Origin of the sequence: Lacicoccus alkaliphilus DSM 16010 (genome assembly GCF_900142805.1) — a bacterium.
GTDB classification, from domain to species: domain Bacteria; phylum Bacillota; class Bacilli; order Staphylococcales; family Salinicoccaceae; genus Lacicoccus; species Lacicoccus alkaliphilus.
This window is the reverse complement of record NZ_FRCF01000002.1, coordinates 640,406-655,465: the sequence shown is the minus strand read 5'-3', so window position 1 is coordinate 655,465 and position 15,060 is coordinate 640,406. Positions and strand designations below refer to the sequence as shown.

At 49.1% G+C, this 15,060-nt stretch carries 16 protein-coding genes; all 16 read left to right on the top strand.

Annotated elements, in window-relative coordinates:
- Positions 1-28 precede the first annotated feature (28 nt).
- The gene (locus BUA12_RS03500) at positions 29-262 is read left to right on the top strand and encodes an acyl carrier protein (protein ID WP_072708339.1); all 234 of its coding nucleotides are present in this window, start codon (positions 29-31) and stop codon (positions 260-262) included.
- A gap of 103 nt (positions 263-365) precedes the next feature.
- Positions 366-1,115 (top strand): ribonuclease III, encoded by a 750-nt coding sequence (gene rnc / locus BUA12_RS03495; protein WP_084669873.1) that lies wholly within the window; start codon positions 366-368, stop codon positions 1,113-1,115.
- A 10-nt stretch (positions 1,116-1,125) separates the two neighbouring features.
- Complete coding sequence (gene smc / locus BUA12_RS03490; protein ID WP_072708337.1) at positions 1,126-4,665, top strand: chromosome segregation protein SMC; 3,540 nt, start codon at positions 1,126-1,128, stop codon at positions 4,663-4,665.
- A gap of 26 nt (positions 4,666-4,691) precedes the next feature.
- A complete protein-coding gene (gene ftsY, locus BUA12_RS03485; RefSeq protein WP_072708335.1) occupies positions 4,692-5,810 on the top strand; it encodes a signal recognition particle-docking protein FtsY in 1,119 nt (372 codons plus the stop codon).
- Positions 5,803-6,144: a putative DNA-binding protein gene (locus tag BUA12_RS03480; RefSeq protein WP_072708333.1), complete on the top strand. Its 342-nt coding sequence runs from the start codon at positions 5,803-5,805 to the stop codon at positions 6,142-6,144. The genes ftsY and BUA12_RS03480 overlap by 8 nt, the downstream gene beginning before the upstream one ends.
- Positions 6,145-6,146: 2 nt before the next feature.
- Positions 6,147-7,493 carry a signal recognition particle protein gene (gene ffh / locus BUA12_RS03475; protein WP_072708331.1) on the top strand — a complete coding sequence of 449 codons (1,347 nt, stop codon included), beginning with the start codon at positions 6,147-6,149 and terminating at the stop codon, positions 7,491-7,493.
- Between the two features lie 98 nt (positions 7,494-7,591).
- Positions 7,592-7,867: a 30S ribosomal protein S16 gene (gene rpsP / locus BUA12_RS03470; RefSeq protein WP_072708329.1), complete on the top strand. Its 276-nt coding sequence runs from the start codon at positions 7,592-7,594 to the stop codon at positions 7,865-7,867.
- A gap of 5 nt (positions 7,868-7,872) precedes the next feature.
- Positions 7,873-8,100, top strand: coding sequence for a KH domain-containing protein (locus tag BUA12_RS03465; protein WP_072708327.1), 228 nt, complete (start codon positions 7,873-7,875; stop codon positions 8,098-8,100).
- 152 nt (positions 8,101-8,252) lie between these two features.
- Positions 8,253-8,744 carry a ribosome maturation factor RimM gene (gene rimM, locus BUA12_RS03460; protein WP_072708325.1) on the top strand — a complete coding sequence of 164 codons (492 nt, stop codon included), beginning with the start codon at positions 8,253-8,255 and terminating at the stop codon, positions 8,742-8,744.
- Positions 8,741-9,406, top strand: coding sequence for a tRNA (guanosine(37)-N1)-methyltransferase TrmD (gene trmD, locus BUA12_RS03455; RefSeq protein ID WP_072708323.1), 666 nt, complete (start codon positions 8,741-8,743; stop codon positions 9,404-9,406). The genes rimM and trmD overlap by 4 nt, the downstream gene beginning before the upstream one ends.
- 131 nt (positions 9,407-9,537) lie before the next feature.
- Entirely contained in the window at positions 9,538-9,885 is a 348-nt protein-coding gene (gene rplS, locus BUA12_RS03450; protein ID WP_072708321.1) for a 50S ribosomal protein L19, read from the top strand.
- Between the two features lie 105 nt (positions 9,886-9,990).
- On the top strand, positions 9,991-10,860 hold the full coding sequence (gene ylqF, locus BUA12_RS03445) for a ribosome biogenesis GTPase YlqF (RefSeq protein WP_072708319.1): 870 nt from the start codon (positions 9,991-9,993) through the stop codon (positions 10,858-10,860).
- Entirely contained in the window at positions 10,844-11,611 is a 768-nt protein-coding gene (rnhB, locus tag BUA12_RS03440) for a ribonuclease HII (RefSeq protein ID WP_072708318.1), read from the top strand. The genes ylqF and rnhB overlap by 17 nt, the downstream gene beginning before the upstream one ends.
- A gap of 267 nt (positions 11,612-11,878) precedes the next feature.
- Entirely contained in the window at positions 11,879-13,105 is a 1,227-nt protein-coding gene (sucC, locus tag BUA12_RS03435) for an ADP-forming succinate--CoA ligase subunit beta (protein WP_281248119.1), read from the top strand.
- Between the two features lie 21 nt (positions 13,106-13,126).
- Entirely contained in the window at positions 13,127-14,035 is a 909-nt protein-coding gene (gene sucD, locus BUA12_RS03430; protein ID WP_072708314.1) for a succinate--CoA ligase subunit alpha, read from the top strand.
- Between the two features lie 159 nt (positions 14,036-14,194).
- A complete protein-coding gene (gene dprA / locus BUA12_RS03425; protein WP_084669872.1) occupies positions 14,195-14,992 on the top strand; it encodes a DNA-processing protein DprA in 798 nt (265 codons plus the stop codon).
- Positions 14,993-15,060 lie beyond the last annotated feature (68 nt).

Genomic DNA, 15,060 nt, shown 5'->3' with positions numbered 1-15,060 from the left:
ATGATATTATTAGAGGGAGGTGAGACATATGGCAAACTTTGACAAAGTTAAAGACATCATCGTCGACAAACTTGGAATTGACGAAGATAAAGTGACTAAAGACGCATCTTTCAAAGATGATCTTGGTGCGGATTCATTGGACATTGCAGAACTTGTAATGGAACTTGAAGACGAATTCGAAATGGAAATTCCAGATGAAGAGGCGGAGAAAATCGTCACAGTCGGCGATGCTCTTGACTATATCGACAAATTAGAAAAATAATTGATGATTGATAAAATCCACTTTTTCAAGTGGATTTTATTTATGAATTTCTTTTCCGGACAAACTCTTTTGGATACACTAAAGGTATAGAGGTGAGACACTCATGAAAGTAGTTTCAAATAAGATTGATAATGATAAATTGGCAAGACGCAAAGTCCATACATTCGACAAGCTGTTCAAAGCATTTCAACAACGGATCGGAATGGATCTGGGCGACCATGAGATTTACCGGCAGGCGTTCATGCACAGCTCTTTCATAAATGACCTGCATCTCAATAAAATCTATAATAATGAGCGTCTGGAATTTTTGGGCGATGCTGTACTAGAATTGATGGTGTCAGACTTCATCTACAATAAGTTTCCAAAGCTGCCGGAAGGCGATCTGACGAAGCTCAGGGCAAACATAGTGTGTGAACCGTCACTTGTGGTATTCGCTGTAAAATTGAAAATGCCTGAACTGATCATACTCGGAAAAGGCGAGGAAAAGACGGAAGGGCGGAACAGGCCGTCAATCATTTCGGATACATTCGAAGCCTTTTTAGGGGCACTTTATATTCAGAAAGGCCACGGGGCCGTGAACGAATTTTTGGAGAAATTCGTCTTTGTGGATATTAAGGATGCACATTATAATGCGGTGGTCGATTATAAAACATTATTACAGGAAGAGGCACATAAAAGGTTTGAAGAAGAGCTGGAATACAGGCTGCTGAACGAATCGGGCCCAAGCCACAGCAAAAACTTCGAAAGCGGGGTCTTCATCGGCCAAAAACGGCTCGGCATAGGCAGCGGGCGGTCTAAAAAAGAATCGGAACAGCGTGCTGCTGAAAATGCATTGCTTGAGATTCACGGGTAGGAGTCAGGAAATGGTTTATTTGAAATCAATCGAAGCGAACGGATTCAAATCATTCGCGAATAAAGCAGATATAAAGTTCGACAGCGGCCTCACCGCCGTGGTCGGACCGAACGGCAGCGGCAAGAGCAACATCACCGATGCCATCCGCTGGGTGCTGGGTGAACAATCCGCAAAAACCATCCGCGGCATCAAGATGGAAGACGTCATTTTCAGCGGGACGGAATCCAGGAAACCGATGAACGCCGCGTCCGTGAAGCTGACGCTCGACAACGGTGCACGCGGACTCGCGGTTGAGGCGGATGAGGTCAATATCATGCGGAAGCTGTACAGAAACGGCGACAGTGAGTACTTCATCAACGATGAACGTGTCCGCCTGAAAGAAATTACGGAGTTGTTCCTGGATTCCGGTCTCGGCAGAAATGCTTATAACATCATTTCGCAGGGCGAAGTGGACACACTCCTGAAAGCACGCCCGGATGAGAGGAGAGTGCTGATCGAAGAGGTCGCGGGGGTCATGAAATATAAGCTCCGCAGAAAAGAATCCGAAAAGCGCCTGGAAGATACGAAGGATAATTTGAACAGGGTCAATGATATCGTCGGGGAACTTTCGGGGCGCCTCGATAAACTGGAAATCGAAAGTGCCAACGCCGAAGAGTATCTGGCTTTGAAAGATGAGATGAAAAAAGCGGATATCGAAGTCAGCATATATGATATCAACCACCTCCTGAAAAAACTGGAGGAAGAGAACACCAAGATCACGGCGTCGGAAACACTTCTGAAACAGTACAAAAGCGAGACATCCGCCCTCGATGAGAAACTTGCGGATCTTGGCACGGCACGTGATGAGGAAGACGCGGCATCCAAATCGATCAACAGGAAAATTGTCGAAACATCCAAAAAGCTCGAGCAGCTCAATGGTAAGATCGCCCTTTTTGAAGAAAGGAAATCCAACAAGGGCCAGCTGAAGGAAGAGCTTTCGGGACGTCTTGAGAAGGCAGTATCCGAAAAGGAGACACTTGAAGCCATGATCTCGGACATTGATGAAGGGCTCGGGGAGTATGGTGCGGCCATCAGCAATTTACGGCATTCATTGAAGGAGACCGATCAGAAAAGGGCTTACCTGAACAGGGACCACAGCGATGAAATTGAAAATTTGAAAGATCGGTACTATGCGCTCATGGTCGATAAGACGACCCTTGAGAATGAACGGAAAAGAAACGCAGAGATGCTGAATGATCAGCACTCCCTTTTCAGCCAGCAGCGGACAAGACTTCGGGAACTGACCAATGAAGTTTCTGATATGGAAGCTGAATTGAAGGAGAAGGAACAGGCAGAGGAAGAAAGTGAAGCACGGCTCACGTCATTGAGGACACAGTTCAAGGAAAAGCAGCAGCAGAGGAGTGCGCTGGCTTCGGAATACCGCGGGGAAAATGACACGTATGAAAAAAGCCTCACGTATTTCGAAAGGCAGAAGTCCCGCCTCGATATGCTGAAAAGCATGCAGAACGAATACAGGGGGTACTTCCCCGGTGTCCGTGCAGTCCTTCAAAACGACGGGGGACTGAAGGGTATCAAAGGTGCCGTCGGTGAACTGATCGAGGCAGACCCGAAATATGTGACTGCACTCGATACGGCTCTCGGCGCTACAAGTCAGAATATCGTGATGCAGTCGGAAGCCGATGCCAGGGCAGCCATCCAGTTCCTGAAGAAATTGAAACGGGGATTTGCGACGTTCCTCCCGCTTGATGTCATAAAAAAGCGGACCCTTTCCGAATCGCTTTTGAACACGGTGAGACATTCACGTGTGGAGGCACAGGTGCTGGCGGAAGCAGTGGATATCAATGCGGAATATGAGAATATCCTATGGCACCTCCTCGGCACGACCGTCGTAGTTGAAAACATCGATGATGCGAGCACCATCGCAAAGGAGACGAACCACCGCGTGAAAATCGTCACGCTCGACGGCGAGACCGTCTTCCCGGGCGGGGCAATGAGCGGCGGTTCAAAGCAATCCAAGGGTTCCGTCCTTGAGACGAAGAGTGAGATTGATGAAATCGGCAAAAAGTTGAATGAGCACGAAATGCTCATTGCCGGCCAAAAAGAGAAAGTACGGACTTTAAGTGCCGCGATCACCGATGTGGATATGGAGCTCTCAAACCTTGAAGAGGCCGGCAGGACGGAAAGTGAACGTCATGATGCACTTAAACAGTCTGCTGCATCGCTGTCCTACCAGCTTTCTTCAAGAAAAGAGACCATACGGATGCTTGAAGATGAAATTTCTGCAAGGGCACCGGAGTATGACGATGTGGATTTCACTGAACAGATCAGGAAGAAAGACGCCGAATTGAAACAGCTGGATGAACATATACGTCTCATCAGTGCTTCAGATAAAGACAAAAAGGCCGAACTTGAAACGCTGTCCGATGAGTACAATGCGATACAGAATGAATTGACGAAGGCAGAGGAGCGCTACAACCATAAGAAAAGCGAGCGCTCGAGGCTGTCCGGGGAGCTCGAGGCAATCACCGCAACGATGGATGAAATCCAAAATGAACAGGAGATCATCTCGCTCGACCTGAGCACCCTGGATGTCAACACCCTGATTGAAGAGCGGCAGTCACTCAAAAGGGCCCTTGAGGTGCTGTATGAAGAAGCTGATGCACATTCAAACCTGCAGTACAGCCTGAAAGGCGAGTACCAGGAAGCGGGCAGGCAGCGCGAAGCAATCTACAGGCAGTCGGAAGAAGTCCAGAATACACTGAGGCATGCCACCGGCGTGAAAGAGAAGCTGGACACCCGGCTGGAGCAGAAGATCGAGTACCTTGCAGACAACTATAAGACGACGTATGAACGTGAAAGCGGCCGGTTCACCGAGTTTGAAAACATTGAGGATAAGAGGCTCCAGATCAACCTGAACAAGAAAAGCATCGAGGAGCTCGGACCGGTCAATCTTGGTTCAATCGATGAATATGCAGCTGTCAATGAACGGTACACTTTCCTGAAAAGCCAGGAAGAGGATCTTCTGGAAGCTCGGGAAACGCTGCTGGAAGTGATTGCGGAAATGGATGAGACCGTAACTGTCCGGTTCAAGGACGCATTTCACGAAGTGGACGGGCAGTTCGGCGAAGTGTTCAGGGAAATGTTCGGCGGCGGTCTTGCCGAGCTGAGGCTGACCGACCCGGATGATTATCTGAACTCGGGAATTGAAATCTATGCCCAGCCGCCGGGCAAGAAACTCTCGAGTCTGTCACTCCTCTCAGGCGGCGAGCGGGCACTGACGGCAATCAGCCTGCTGTTCAGCATGCTGAAGGTGAGAGTGAGCCCGTTCATCATCCTGGATGAAGTGGAAGCTGCCCTGGATGAAGCGAATGTGGTGCGTTATGCACAGTACTTGAAGAAGCTCTCCATGGATATGCAGTTCATTGTGATCACGCATAGGAAAGGTACAATGGAAACGGCTGACAGGCTATTCGGCGTGACGATGCAGGAGCGCGGCGTCAGCCAGCTGATCAGCGTGGATTTAAAAGAGTACGAAGAGACGAAAGTCTGATTAAGATGATATTGGGGTGTATATAAATGGGTATATTTAACCGCTTTAAGAAGAAGTTCAAACCTGAAAAGACGACCGAAGACCTGCCGTCGGCAGAACAGCAGCATGAAAACCTGGATGACGGTCTCATTAGCATCGATGAATTTGAAGAATGGGAACAGGAGCAGATCACCTACAAATTCAAGGCGGGCCTTGAAAAAAGCCGGGACAAATTCCAGACGGAGATCAACCAGCTGATGTCAGTCTACAGGAAAGTCGATGAGGACTTTTTTGAAGCGCTTGAAGAGGTCCTGATCGGGGCGGATGTGGGATTCAATACGGTCTTGGAGCTGACTGAAGAACTGAGGCAGGAAGCAAAGCTTAAAAACATTACAGAAACGGAAGATTTGAAAGAGACGATCGTCGAGAAGATGGTCGAGATCTACAACCGCAATGACGAGCTTTCCGAAGAAGTCCACATCGAAGAAGATGGCCTGACGGTGATCCTGGTCGTCGGTGTCAACGGCGTCGGTAAAACGACGAGCATCGGTAAACTGGCCCACAAATATAAAAATGAAGGTAAATCGGTCATGCTTGCAGCAGGCGACACCTTCCGTGCCGGTGCGATCAACCAGCTCCAGATCTGGGGCGACCGCGTCGGGGCCGACGTCATCAGGCAGGGGGAGGGCAGCGACCCTGCAGCAGTCATGTATGATGCTGTGAATGCAGCTAAGAACCGCGGTACCGATGTGCTGATCTGTGATACCGCCGGCCGCCTGCAGAATAAAGGCAACCTGATGAATGAACTCGGAAAAATGAAGAAAGTGATCCAGAAGGTGGTGCCCGAAGCACCGCATGAAGTGCTGCTCACACTGGATGCGACGACCGGGCAGAATGCCCTGATCCAGGCGAAGTCGTTCCAGGAAGTGACCGATGTCACAGGGATTGTCCTGACGAAGCTTGACGGCACCGCAAAAGGCGGAATCGTACTCGCCATCAAAAACGAGCTCGGCATCCCGGTGAAATTCGTGGGTCTTGGTGAGCAGCTTGATGATCTGCAGGAGTTTGATGCGGAAAACTACGTCTACGGTCTTTTTGCCGATATGATCCATCAGTCCGATGAGATCGATGAAGCTGCGGAAGAAGCGGTGGATAGGGATGACTGAGGAACTCGAACGCACCACCAGGATCAATTACCTGTTCGATTTTTATCACTCCCTGCTGACTGAAAAACAGCGTGCCTACGTGGAACTTTATTATCTGGAGGATTATTCTTTCAGCGAGATTGCAGATACTTTGAAAGTGACAAGACAGGCGGTATATGATAATTTAAAACGTACTAAAGATCTGCTTGAGGATTATGAGGCCAATCTGGGACTGTACAGCGACTTCATCAGGAGGCAGCAGTGTTACCAGCAGATCAGGGAGTATATAAAAAATCAGGATTTCAATAAGATAGACGCAGTCATAAATGAACTTGAAACTCTGGAGGAGGAGTAATAATGGCATTTGAAGGTTTAGGAGAACGGCTTCAGGCCACCATGGACCGCATCAAGAGCAAAGGTAAAGTTTCGGAAGCCGATGTCAAAGTGATGATGCGTGAAGTGCGTCTGGCACTTCTTGAAGCGGACGTCAACTTTAAAGTGGTCAAGCAGTTCATCGGCCAGGTGCGGGAACGTGCCCTCGGCAGTGATGTCATGCAGTCGCTGACCCCGGGTCAGCAGGTCATCAAAATCGTCAAGGAAGAGCTGACCGAACTGATGGGCGGGGAGAACCAGAAGATCAACCTTGCTCAGAAGCCCCCGACCGTCATCATGATGGTCGGCCTGCAGGGTGCGGGTAAGACCACCACCGCAGGCAAACTTGCCCTGCATCTGAGAAAGAACCACAATAAGAAACCCCTGCTCGTGGCGGGGGACATCTACCGTCCGGCAGCGATCGACCAGCTGGAGACGGTTGGAAAACAGATCGACATCCCGGTGTTCAACCTGGGCGATCAGGTGAAGCCGCAGGAAATTGCAACGAAAGCGCTGGAACATGCAAAAGAGGAGCACCACGATACGGTCATCATCGATACGGCAGGACGCCTGCACATCGATGAGGATCTGATGAATGAGCTGAAGGACATCAAAGAGATTGCCAGCCCTGATGAAATCATGCTGGTCGTCGACTCGATGACCGGTCAGGATGCCGTGAATGTCGCGGAGTCCTTCAACAACCTGCTCGACATCACCGGCGTGACGCTGACCAAGCTGGACGGGGACACACGCGGCGGTGCCGCCCTATCCATCCGTTCGGTCACTGAAAAGCCGATAAAATTCGTCGGTGTATCCGAGAAGATGGACGGACTCGAGTCTTTCCACCCGGACCGCATGGCGCAAAGGATCCTCGGCATGGGGGATATGCTTTCAATCATTGAAAAAGCACAGACCAATGTCGATATGGATGAACAGAAGAAGATGGAGCAGAAGATCAAAGATCAGAGCTTCACCCTGGACGACTTCCTCGAACAGATGGATCAGGTGAAAACACTCGGCCCGTTGGATGAGCTGCTCAAGATGATGCCGGGCGCGAACAAGATCAAAGGTCTCGATAAGATGCAGATGAGCGGGAAGGAGATCGACCACATCCAGGCGATCATCCGTTCCATGACGATGGAGGAACGTGAGAGACCCGAAAAGCTGAATGCAAGCAGAAAGAAAAGGATCGCCAAAGGATCGGGACGTTCACTGCAGGAAGTCAACCGTCTGCTGAAGCAGTTTCAGGACATGAAGAAGATGATGAAGCAGATGACGAGCGGAAAAGGCAAGAAGAAAAATCCGCTTGGGAATATGCAGCTGCCGTTTTAGGATGGCGGAAAAACTTGTAAAGGGAAAGCCCTTTACAAGTTTTTTATTATCTGGTATAGTATTAAAAGTGAAATCGAAGAGAGAAAGGAGTTATTCAAATGGCAGTTAAATTAAGATTGACACGTATGGGTTCCAAGAGAAACCCTTACTACCGCATAGTCGTTGCAGATTCAAGAAGTCCGAGGGACGGACGCATCATAGAACAGATCGGTTCCTACAACCCGGTATCCAAAGAGGATGAAAACATCACTCTGGATGAAGAAAAAGCGATCGAGTGGTTAAGAGAAGGTGCGAAACCAAGCGACACGGTCCGCAACATCCTCAGCCGCAAAGGTATTATGGAAAGATTCCATAACGAGAAACTCGGGAAATAATCTATATGGAAAAATTACTGCAAACCATTCTTGAACCGATGCTTGAGCATCCGGAGGACTTGGAAATCACTTCAGAAGAAACGAAGTACAATATTTCTTATAAAGTATCTGTGCACAGTGAGGATGTCGGCCGTGTCATTGGTAAGCGCGGGCGCGTGATCAAAGCGATCCGCATCATCATGTCCAATACGAATCATGAAAGTTCCAAGAAAGTGTTTGTTGATGTAGATTAATATTAAAATTTTCCAGGCACACCGGTAGGTGTGTCCTTTTTTATGTGGTGCAGCTGAACAGGCCGCGCGGCACTTTCAGTTGTTACACCGCAGTCAACAGGTATATAATAATGTGGAATTGATTCCGGAACAAAATTTGAGGTGGTTATAAAATGATAACAATCGGCAGACTCGTCAGCTTTCACGGTGTGCGCGGTGAAGTGAGGGTGCTCAGTGATTCGGATTTCACAGCGGAGCGTTTCCAGCCGGGCAATAAAGTCCTGATAAACAATAAGGAATTCACTATTGAAAATTACCGCACGCATAAGAATTTTCATCTTTTGACTTTTGAAGGCATCACAAATATCAACGAGGTGGAAGATCTTAAAAATGCGGATCTCCTGCAGGATGCAGAAAGCGTGGAATTGGAACTGGCGGAAGGCGAGTTTCATTTCAGCGATATCATCGGCCTGGCGGTGGAGACCGACGAAGGTGAAGCGCTCGGTACGGTGACGGATATTTTCCAGACGGGTGCAAATGACGTCTGGGCAGTCGGGGACGGTAAAAAGGAATACATGATCCCTTATATCGAAGATGTGGTGAGAACAGTCGACATCGGGAATGGAAAGATCATCATCACACCGATCGAGGGGCTGCTGGAATGAATATACATTACTTGACGCTGTTCCCGGAAATGTATGAAGGTGTGCTCAATGCCTCCATATTGAAACGTGCGAAGGATAAAGGCATCGTAAATTACAACCTCATCAACTTCCGTGATTATTCGAATGATAAACACAACAAAGTGGATGACTACCCGTACGGCGGCGGGGCGGGCATGGTGTTGAAGCCGGGGCCGGTCTTCGATGCCATGGATGCCCTTGAAGTCGACAACCCGCGTGTGATCCTGCTGTGTCCCCAGGGCGCACCCTTCAATCAGAAGATGGCGGAAGACTTGAGCACCGAAGCGGACATCGTGTTCATATGCGGCCATTACGAAGGTTATGATGAACGTATACGCACGCTAGTCACCGATGAAATTTCCATCGGTGACTATGTACTGACCGGCGGCGAACTTGCGAGCATGACCATGACGGATGCGATCGTCCGACTCATCCCGGATGTGATCGGCAAACAGGCAAGCCACGAACAGGATTCATTTTCAACGGGGCTGCTTGAACACCCGCATTACACGAGGCCGAGGGAATACCGGGGCATGGAGGTGCCGGAAGTGCTTCTGAGCGGTGACCATAAGAAAATCCAGGAATGGCGGCATGAGGAAAGTCTGAAGCGGACGCGGGAAAGACGCCCGGACCTGCTGGAATGATAAATTTATTTTTTCTTAAATGAATTGAAACAAAGCATGGATTGTGGTAATATTATACGAGTGTAAAGACACATATCACAACTATCCGCTGCTATGATGGGCAAGAAAGTTGGAAGAAGGAGAAGATAATCATGTCACAGCAATTAATCAATGAGCTGACAAAAGAACAGCTTAAAACAGATCTTCCGGACTTCAAGGCCGGAGACACTGTACGTGTACACGTACGTATCGTAGAGGGAAGCCGTGAAAGGATCCAGGTCTTTGAAGGCGTAGTCATCAAGAGACGCGGCGGCGGCATCTCCGAAACTTTCACAGTCCGTAAGATCTCTTACGGTGTGGGTGTTGAGCGTACATTCCCTGTACACACACCGAAAATCGAGAAGATCGAAGTTACCCGTCGTGGACGTGTACGTCGTGCGAAACTTTACTACCTGCGCAACCTGCGTGGTAAAGCAGCGCGTATCAGAGAACTTAGATAATACGATGAAAACCCGGACATCACATCTTGATGTCCGGGTTTTTATTTTGTTATGCTGAATTGGATATGATTTGAAAAAAATAAAATAGGATTCGAGGGGAAAGCCGTGAGTATAAACTGGTTTCCAGGCCATATGGCCAAAGCGAGAAGAGAAGTAGAGGAAAACTTGAAGAAAGTGGATGTGGTGATAGAGATTCTGGATGCCAGAATCCCTTATTCGAGCCACAATCCCATGATGGATGACATCACACAGCATAAGCCGCGTGTGGTGGTCCTGAACAAGATGGACATGGCGGACCAGGCAGAGACGGATAAATGGATCAGCCATTTCAAAGCGGAAGGTAAATATCCGGTCGCAATCGTCGGGCGCAGCCATCAGATCATCGGTAAAATTGAACCGGTGGCCAAAGCGGCGACTGAAGAGGTTTTTGAAAGGATGGAAAGCAAAGGCATCAATAAAAGGGCGATCCGGGCGATGATCATCGGAATCCCGAATGTCGGGAAGTCGACGGTCATAAATAATATTGCAAAGAAGAAAATCGCCAAAACCGGGAACACCCCGGGCGTCACCAAAGCACAGCAATGGATCAAAGCGGGAAAGAATATGGAGCTGCTCGATACCCCGGGCATACTGTGGCCGAAATTTGAAGATGAAACCGTCGGGAAGAAGTTGTCCCTGACCGGTGCCATCAAGGATTCCGTCGTGGCGCTGGATGAAGTCGCCATATACGGCCTCCGCTTCCTGCTGCAGCACCACCCTGAGGATATCAACAAATTCTACAACATCAATGCTGATGCGGACACCGGAGTCATCGAATTATATGAGTCAATCGGCAAAAGCCGCGGACTTAAAATGAGCGGCAATGAAATCAATTATGAAGCTGTGACCAACAGGGTGATCTATGACATCAGAAATGGAAAAATCGGCAGATACACTTTTGACAAAGTGAGTGACTTCAATGACGACAGTCAATGAAACGGTCAAAGCGATCAAAGCGATCCAAACACTAGAAGCGCTTGCGGTCTGTCCGCATCATGATGACAGTCGGGCAGGGGTAAAGAAAGCATTGCTGCAGCACCGCAGCCACCTTGAAAAACAGGTTGTGCTGATTAAGAAATATGAAGAGATGAGCAGGTATGAGAACAGCCTGGAGGGCCACATTGCGGGTGTGGATGAGGCCGGACGCGGCCCGATCGCAGGCGAAGTGGTTGCTGCTGCAGTCATCCTTCCTGATGGCTTCATGCTGCCGGGACTTGATGATTCCAAGAAGCTTTCGCTCAAAAAACGACTGGCATTCCGTGAAACAATCATGCAGGTGGCATATTACGGTATCGGCATCGCAAGTGTCGAAGAGATAGATATGCTCAATATATACCAGGCGAGCAGACTCGCCATGAAGCGTGCGGTGGCAGGCCTCGGCGAAAGGCCGGGACACCTCCTTGTGGATGCGATGACGATCGATGCGGGCATCCCCGAGACATCGATCATCAAGGGGGATGCGCACTCCGTCTCCATTGCAGCGGCGAGCATCATCGCCAAGACGGAGCGGGACATGCGCATGGAGGCCCATGACATGAAGTATCCAGGCTATAATTTTTCCGCCCACAAGGGGTATGGCACAAAGGAGCATCTTGAGGCACTCGAAACCCTCGGCCCGTGTGAAATCCACCGGCGGACGTTCGAGCCGGTCCGTACCATCTCACAGGGACGACCGGAAATGTCGTGACATGGGGATAGTGCCCTTGAAGTAAAGCTGAAGGAGCCTTCAAATGAAGAAGGCCTGAAATGTTTCAGCGATCCTGACATCCCCTTCTGCTTTCATCCGTCTGGAGGGGGATACGGGTTGATGACCATCAATGCCGTAGAACAGCCTTCGCACGAGTGCGGCATGCTGATGCCGAACGCCCCATAAAGCTTCGATGTCGGCGGGTCATTTCCCGGCACGAGGTAAATTTATACAGGAAAATGAATTTAATCATTGCAGTTTACTTTGATGAAAACCTTTTCTATAATTGAAGGGCAAGGTTTAAAAAAGCTTAGGAGGAAAAACATGAATATTCATGAGTACCAAGGGAAAGAAATTTTTCGCTCTATGGGTGTGAACGTCCCGAATGGGAGCGTTGCCTATACACCTGAAGAGGCGGTAAAAGCAGCAAAAGAACTGGATTCCGATGTCTATGTTGTGAAAGCTCAAATACACGCCGGCGGCCGTGGTAAGGCGGGCGGGGTCAAAATAGCGAAAACACTGGATGAAGTGAAAGAGTATGCAAAGGAACTCCTTGGAAAAGTGCTGGTCACTCCCCAGACAGGTCCTGAGGGCAAAGAGGTCAAAAGGCTTCTTGTCGAAGAAGGCTGTGATATTCAAAGCGAATATTACATCGGTTTCGTCATCGACCGTGCGACTGACAGCGTCGTGCTGATGGGCTCTGAAGAGGGTGGCACGGAAATCGAAGAGGTGGCTGCCGAAACACCTGAAAAGATTTTCAAGGAGGAGATAGATCCGATCGTCGGATTGATGCCTTATCAGGCAAAACGCCTCGCATTCAATATCAATATACCTAAAGAGTCTGTCAACAAAGCAGCAAAACTGATGCTTTCCCTTTACAATGTATTCGTTGAAAAAGATGCTTCCATCATTGAAATCAACCCGCTTGTAACGACAGGCGACGGCGAAGTGCTGGCACTTGATGCGAAAGTCAATTTCGACGGCAATGCCCTGTTCAGACAAAAAGATGTGGTCGAACTCCGTGATCTGGACGAAGAAGATCCAAAAGAGATCCAGGCTTCCAAGTATGACCTTTCATACGTGGCACTGGATGGTAATATCGGCTGTATGGTCAACGGTGCCGGTCTTGCGATGGCGACGATGGACACAATCAACCATTTCGGCGGTGAACCGGCGAACTTCCTTGATGTGGGGGGCGGTGCGACAGCAGAGAAAGTGACCGAAGCATTCAAGATCATCCTTGGTGATGAAGGTGTCAAAGGGATTTTCGTGAATATATTCGGCGGTATCATGAAGTGTGACATCATTGCCCAGGGTGTGGTCGAAGCGGTGGAGAATGTCGGACTTGAAATTCCTTTGGTCGTCCGACTTGAAGGCACCAACGTCGATGAAGGCAAAAAGATCCTGGAAGAGTCGGGCCTCGACATCACTCCGGCGACGACGATGGCTGAAGGTGCCGAGAAGATTATCGCAGCGGTAGGAGAAAATAAATAAAAATTAACGGAGGAATTTACTGTGGGTGTTTTTATTGATAAAGATACAAAAGTGTTGGTTCAGGGTATCACCGGTTCAACTGCAATGTTCCATACAGAGCAGATGCTGGAGTACGGGACCAAGATCGTTGCAGGTGTGACACCTGGTAAAGGCGGTCAGGAAGTTCAGGGAGTGCCCGTCTTCAATACTGTGGAAGAAGCCAAAAGGGAAACAGGTGCGTCCGTGTCCGTCATCTATGTGCCGGCGCCATTTGCTGCAGATGCAATCATCGAGAGTGCAGAAGCTGAACTGGATCTTGCAATCTGTATTACAGAGCACATCCCGGTGCTTGATATGGTCAAAGTGAAGCGTTATCTGGAAGGCAAGAAAACACGCCTTGTCGGTCCGAACTGTCCTGGCGTCATCACTGCCGACGAATGTAAAATCGGCATCATGCCAGGGTATATTCATAAGAAGGGGCACGTGGGTGTCGTCAGCCGTTCAGGCACACTGACTTATGAAGCTGTCCATCAGCTCACTCAGGCGGGCATCGGCCAGACGACTGCCGTGGGCATCGGCGGCGACCCGATAAATGGCACGGATTTCATCGATGCGCTCAATGCCTTCAATGAAGATCCTGAAACGGAAGCAGTCGTGATGATCGGTGAAATCGGCGGTACGGCTGAAGAAGAAGCTGCTGAGTGGGTCAAGGAAAACATGAAAAAACCTGTCGTCGGCTTCATCGGCGGAGTCACGGCACCTCCGGGCAAGCGTATGGGTCATGCCGGCGCAATCATTTCAGGCGGTAAGGGTACGGCTGATGAAAAGATCAAGACGATGAATGCCTGCGGTATAGAAACAGCAGATACACCGTCTGAAATCGGCCAGACACTGATCGACCGCATCAAAAAAGTCGATGGTCTGTATGAAAAATGTCTGACTGTAAAGTAAATTTAATAAAATGATGTCATGAATTATAGAATAGTACTGTCCTCATCTCAGGACAGTACTATTTTTGCATTTATTTTCCAGTAAGTGACCCGATAATGTAAAACACGGCAGACCATCCCTCCATTATAATTAAAGTCAACAATCATAAGGAGTGAGGATGTGGAATTAATAGCGTTGTCCCATGCAGGCATCACCGTCCAGGAGTACAATCAGATGAAAAGAATGAATCAAAGGCTTCTGTTGCCAGAAAAGTTTCAGCGCAAATTGTCCTTGGCGGAACGGCTGAATATTGATGAGATAAAAAGTCATCTGGCCTCGAAGGGCATCGGCTATATCACCCTGAACGACGCATGCTATCCGCCTCTGCTCAGGGAAATTCATGACCCGCCCTACATCCTGTATTTCAAGGGTGACCCATCCCTCCTTCACAGGAGGACGATCGCAATCGTCGGGAGCCGCAAATCATCCAGGTATACATATGAGTCACTCCGGGAGGTCATCCCCGGACTGAAAAAGTTATCTGTCGTCTCAGGACTCGCCTACGGAGCGGATGAGGCGGCCCACCGTCTCTGTCTGAGCTGCAACATCCCGACCGTCGGGGTGCTTGCCTTCGGTCATGACATCCATTACCCGAGATCTACATACGATCTCCGCATCGAGATGGAGAGGCATCATTTGACGATCAGTGAATATCCGCCGGCAACCCCGGTGGATAAATGGCGTTTCGTGGCACGCAACCGCATCATAGCAGGTTTATCGGAAGGTGTCCTCGTTACGGAAGCCGAAGAAAAAAGCGGCAGCCTCATCACTTTGGACATGGCGGTGAATGAAAACAGGAACATCTACTGCCTCCCGGGGAATATCACTTCAAAACTGTCACGGGGTACAAATCTGCGTATTCAGGAAGGGGCTGAGATCGTGCTCACGGCGGAAGACATATTGAAGGATTTCCACTGACAGTTTTCAGTAATTTATGATAAATCTAAACATCAATGAGTTGACAAAAGAATTTTTTCCACTTAATA

Bases quoted from the DNA above. Each gene is read 5' to 3' on its own strand.
- ftsY (WP_072708335.1), top strand. From the start codon at position 4,692: ATGGGTATATTTAACCGCTTTAAGAAGAAGTTCAAACCTGAAAAGACG.
- rpsP (WP_072708329.1), top strand. From the start codon at position 7,592: ATGGCAGTTAAATTAAGATTGACACGTATGGGTTCCAAGAGAAACCCT.
- rimM (WP_072708325.1), top strand. From the start codon at position 8,253: ATGATAACAATCGGCAGACTCGTCAGCTTTCACGGTGTGCGCGGTGAA.
- trmD (WP_072708323.1), top strand. From the start codon at position 8,741: ATGAATATACATTACTTGACGCTGTTCCCGGAAATGTATGAAGGTGTG.
- ffh (WP_072708331.1), top strand. From the start codon at position 6,147: ATGGCATTTGAAGGTTTAGGAGAACGGCTTCAGGCCACCATGGACCGC.
- BUA12_RS03480 (WP_072708333.1), top strand. From the start codon at position 5,803: ATGACTGAGGAACTCGAACGCACCACCAGGATCAATTACCTGTTCGAT.
- smc (WP_072708337.1), top strand. From the start codon at position 1,126: ATGGTTTATTTGAAATCAATCGAAGCGAACGGATTCAAATCATTCGCG.
- BUA12_RS03500 (WP_072708339.1), top strand. From the start codon at position 29: ATGGCAAACTTTGACAAAGTTAAAGACATCATCGTCGACAAACTTGGA.
- rplS (WP_072708321.1), top strand. From the start codon at position 9,538: ATGTCACAGCAATTAATCAATGAGCTGACAAAAGAACAGCTTAAAACA.
- rnhB (WP_072708318.1), top strand. From the start codon at position 10,844: ATGACGACAGTCAATGAAACGGTCAAAGCGATCAAAGCGATCCAAACA.
- BUA12_RS03465 (WP_072708327.1), top strand. From the start codon at position 7,873: ATGGAAAAATTACTGCAAACCATTCTTGAACCGATGCTTGAGCATCCG.
- sucC (WP_281248119.1), top strand. From the start codon at position 11,879: ATGAAAACCTTTTCTATAATTGAAGGGCAAGGTTTAAAAAAGCTTAGG.
- rnc (WP_084669873.1), top strand. From the start codon at position 366: ATGAAAGTAGTTTCAAATAAGATTGATAATGATAAATTGGCAAGACGC.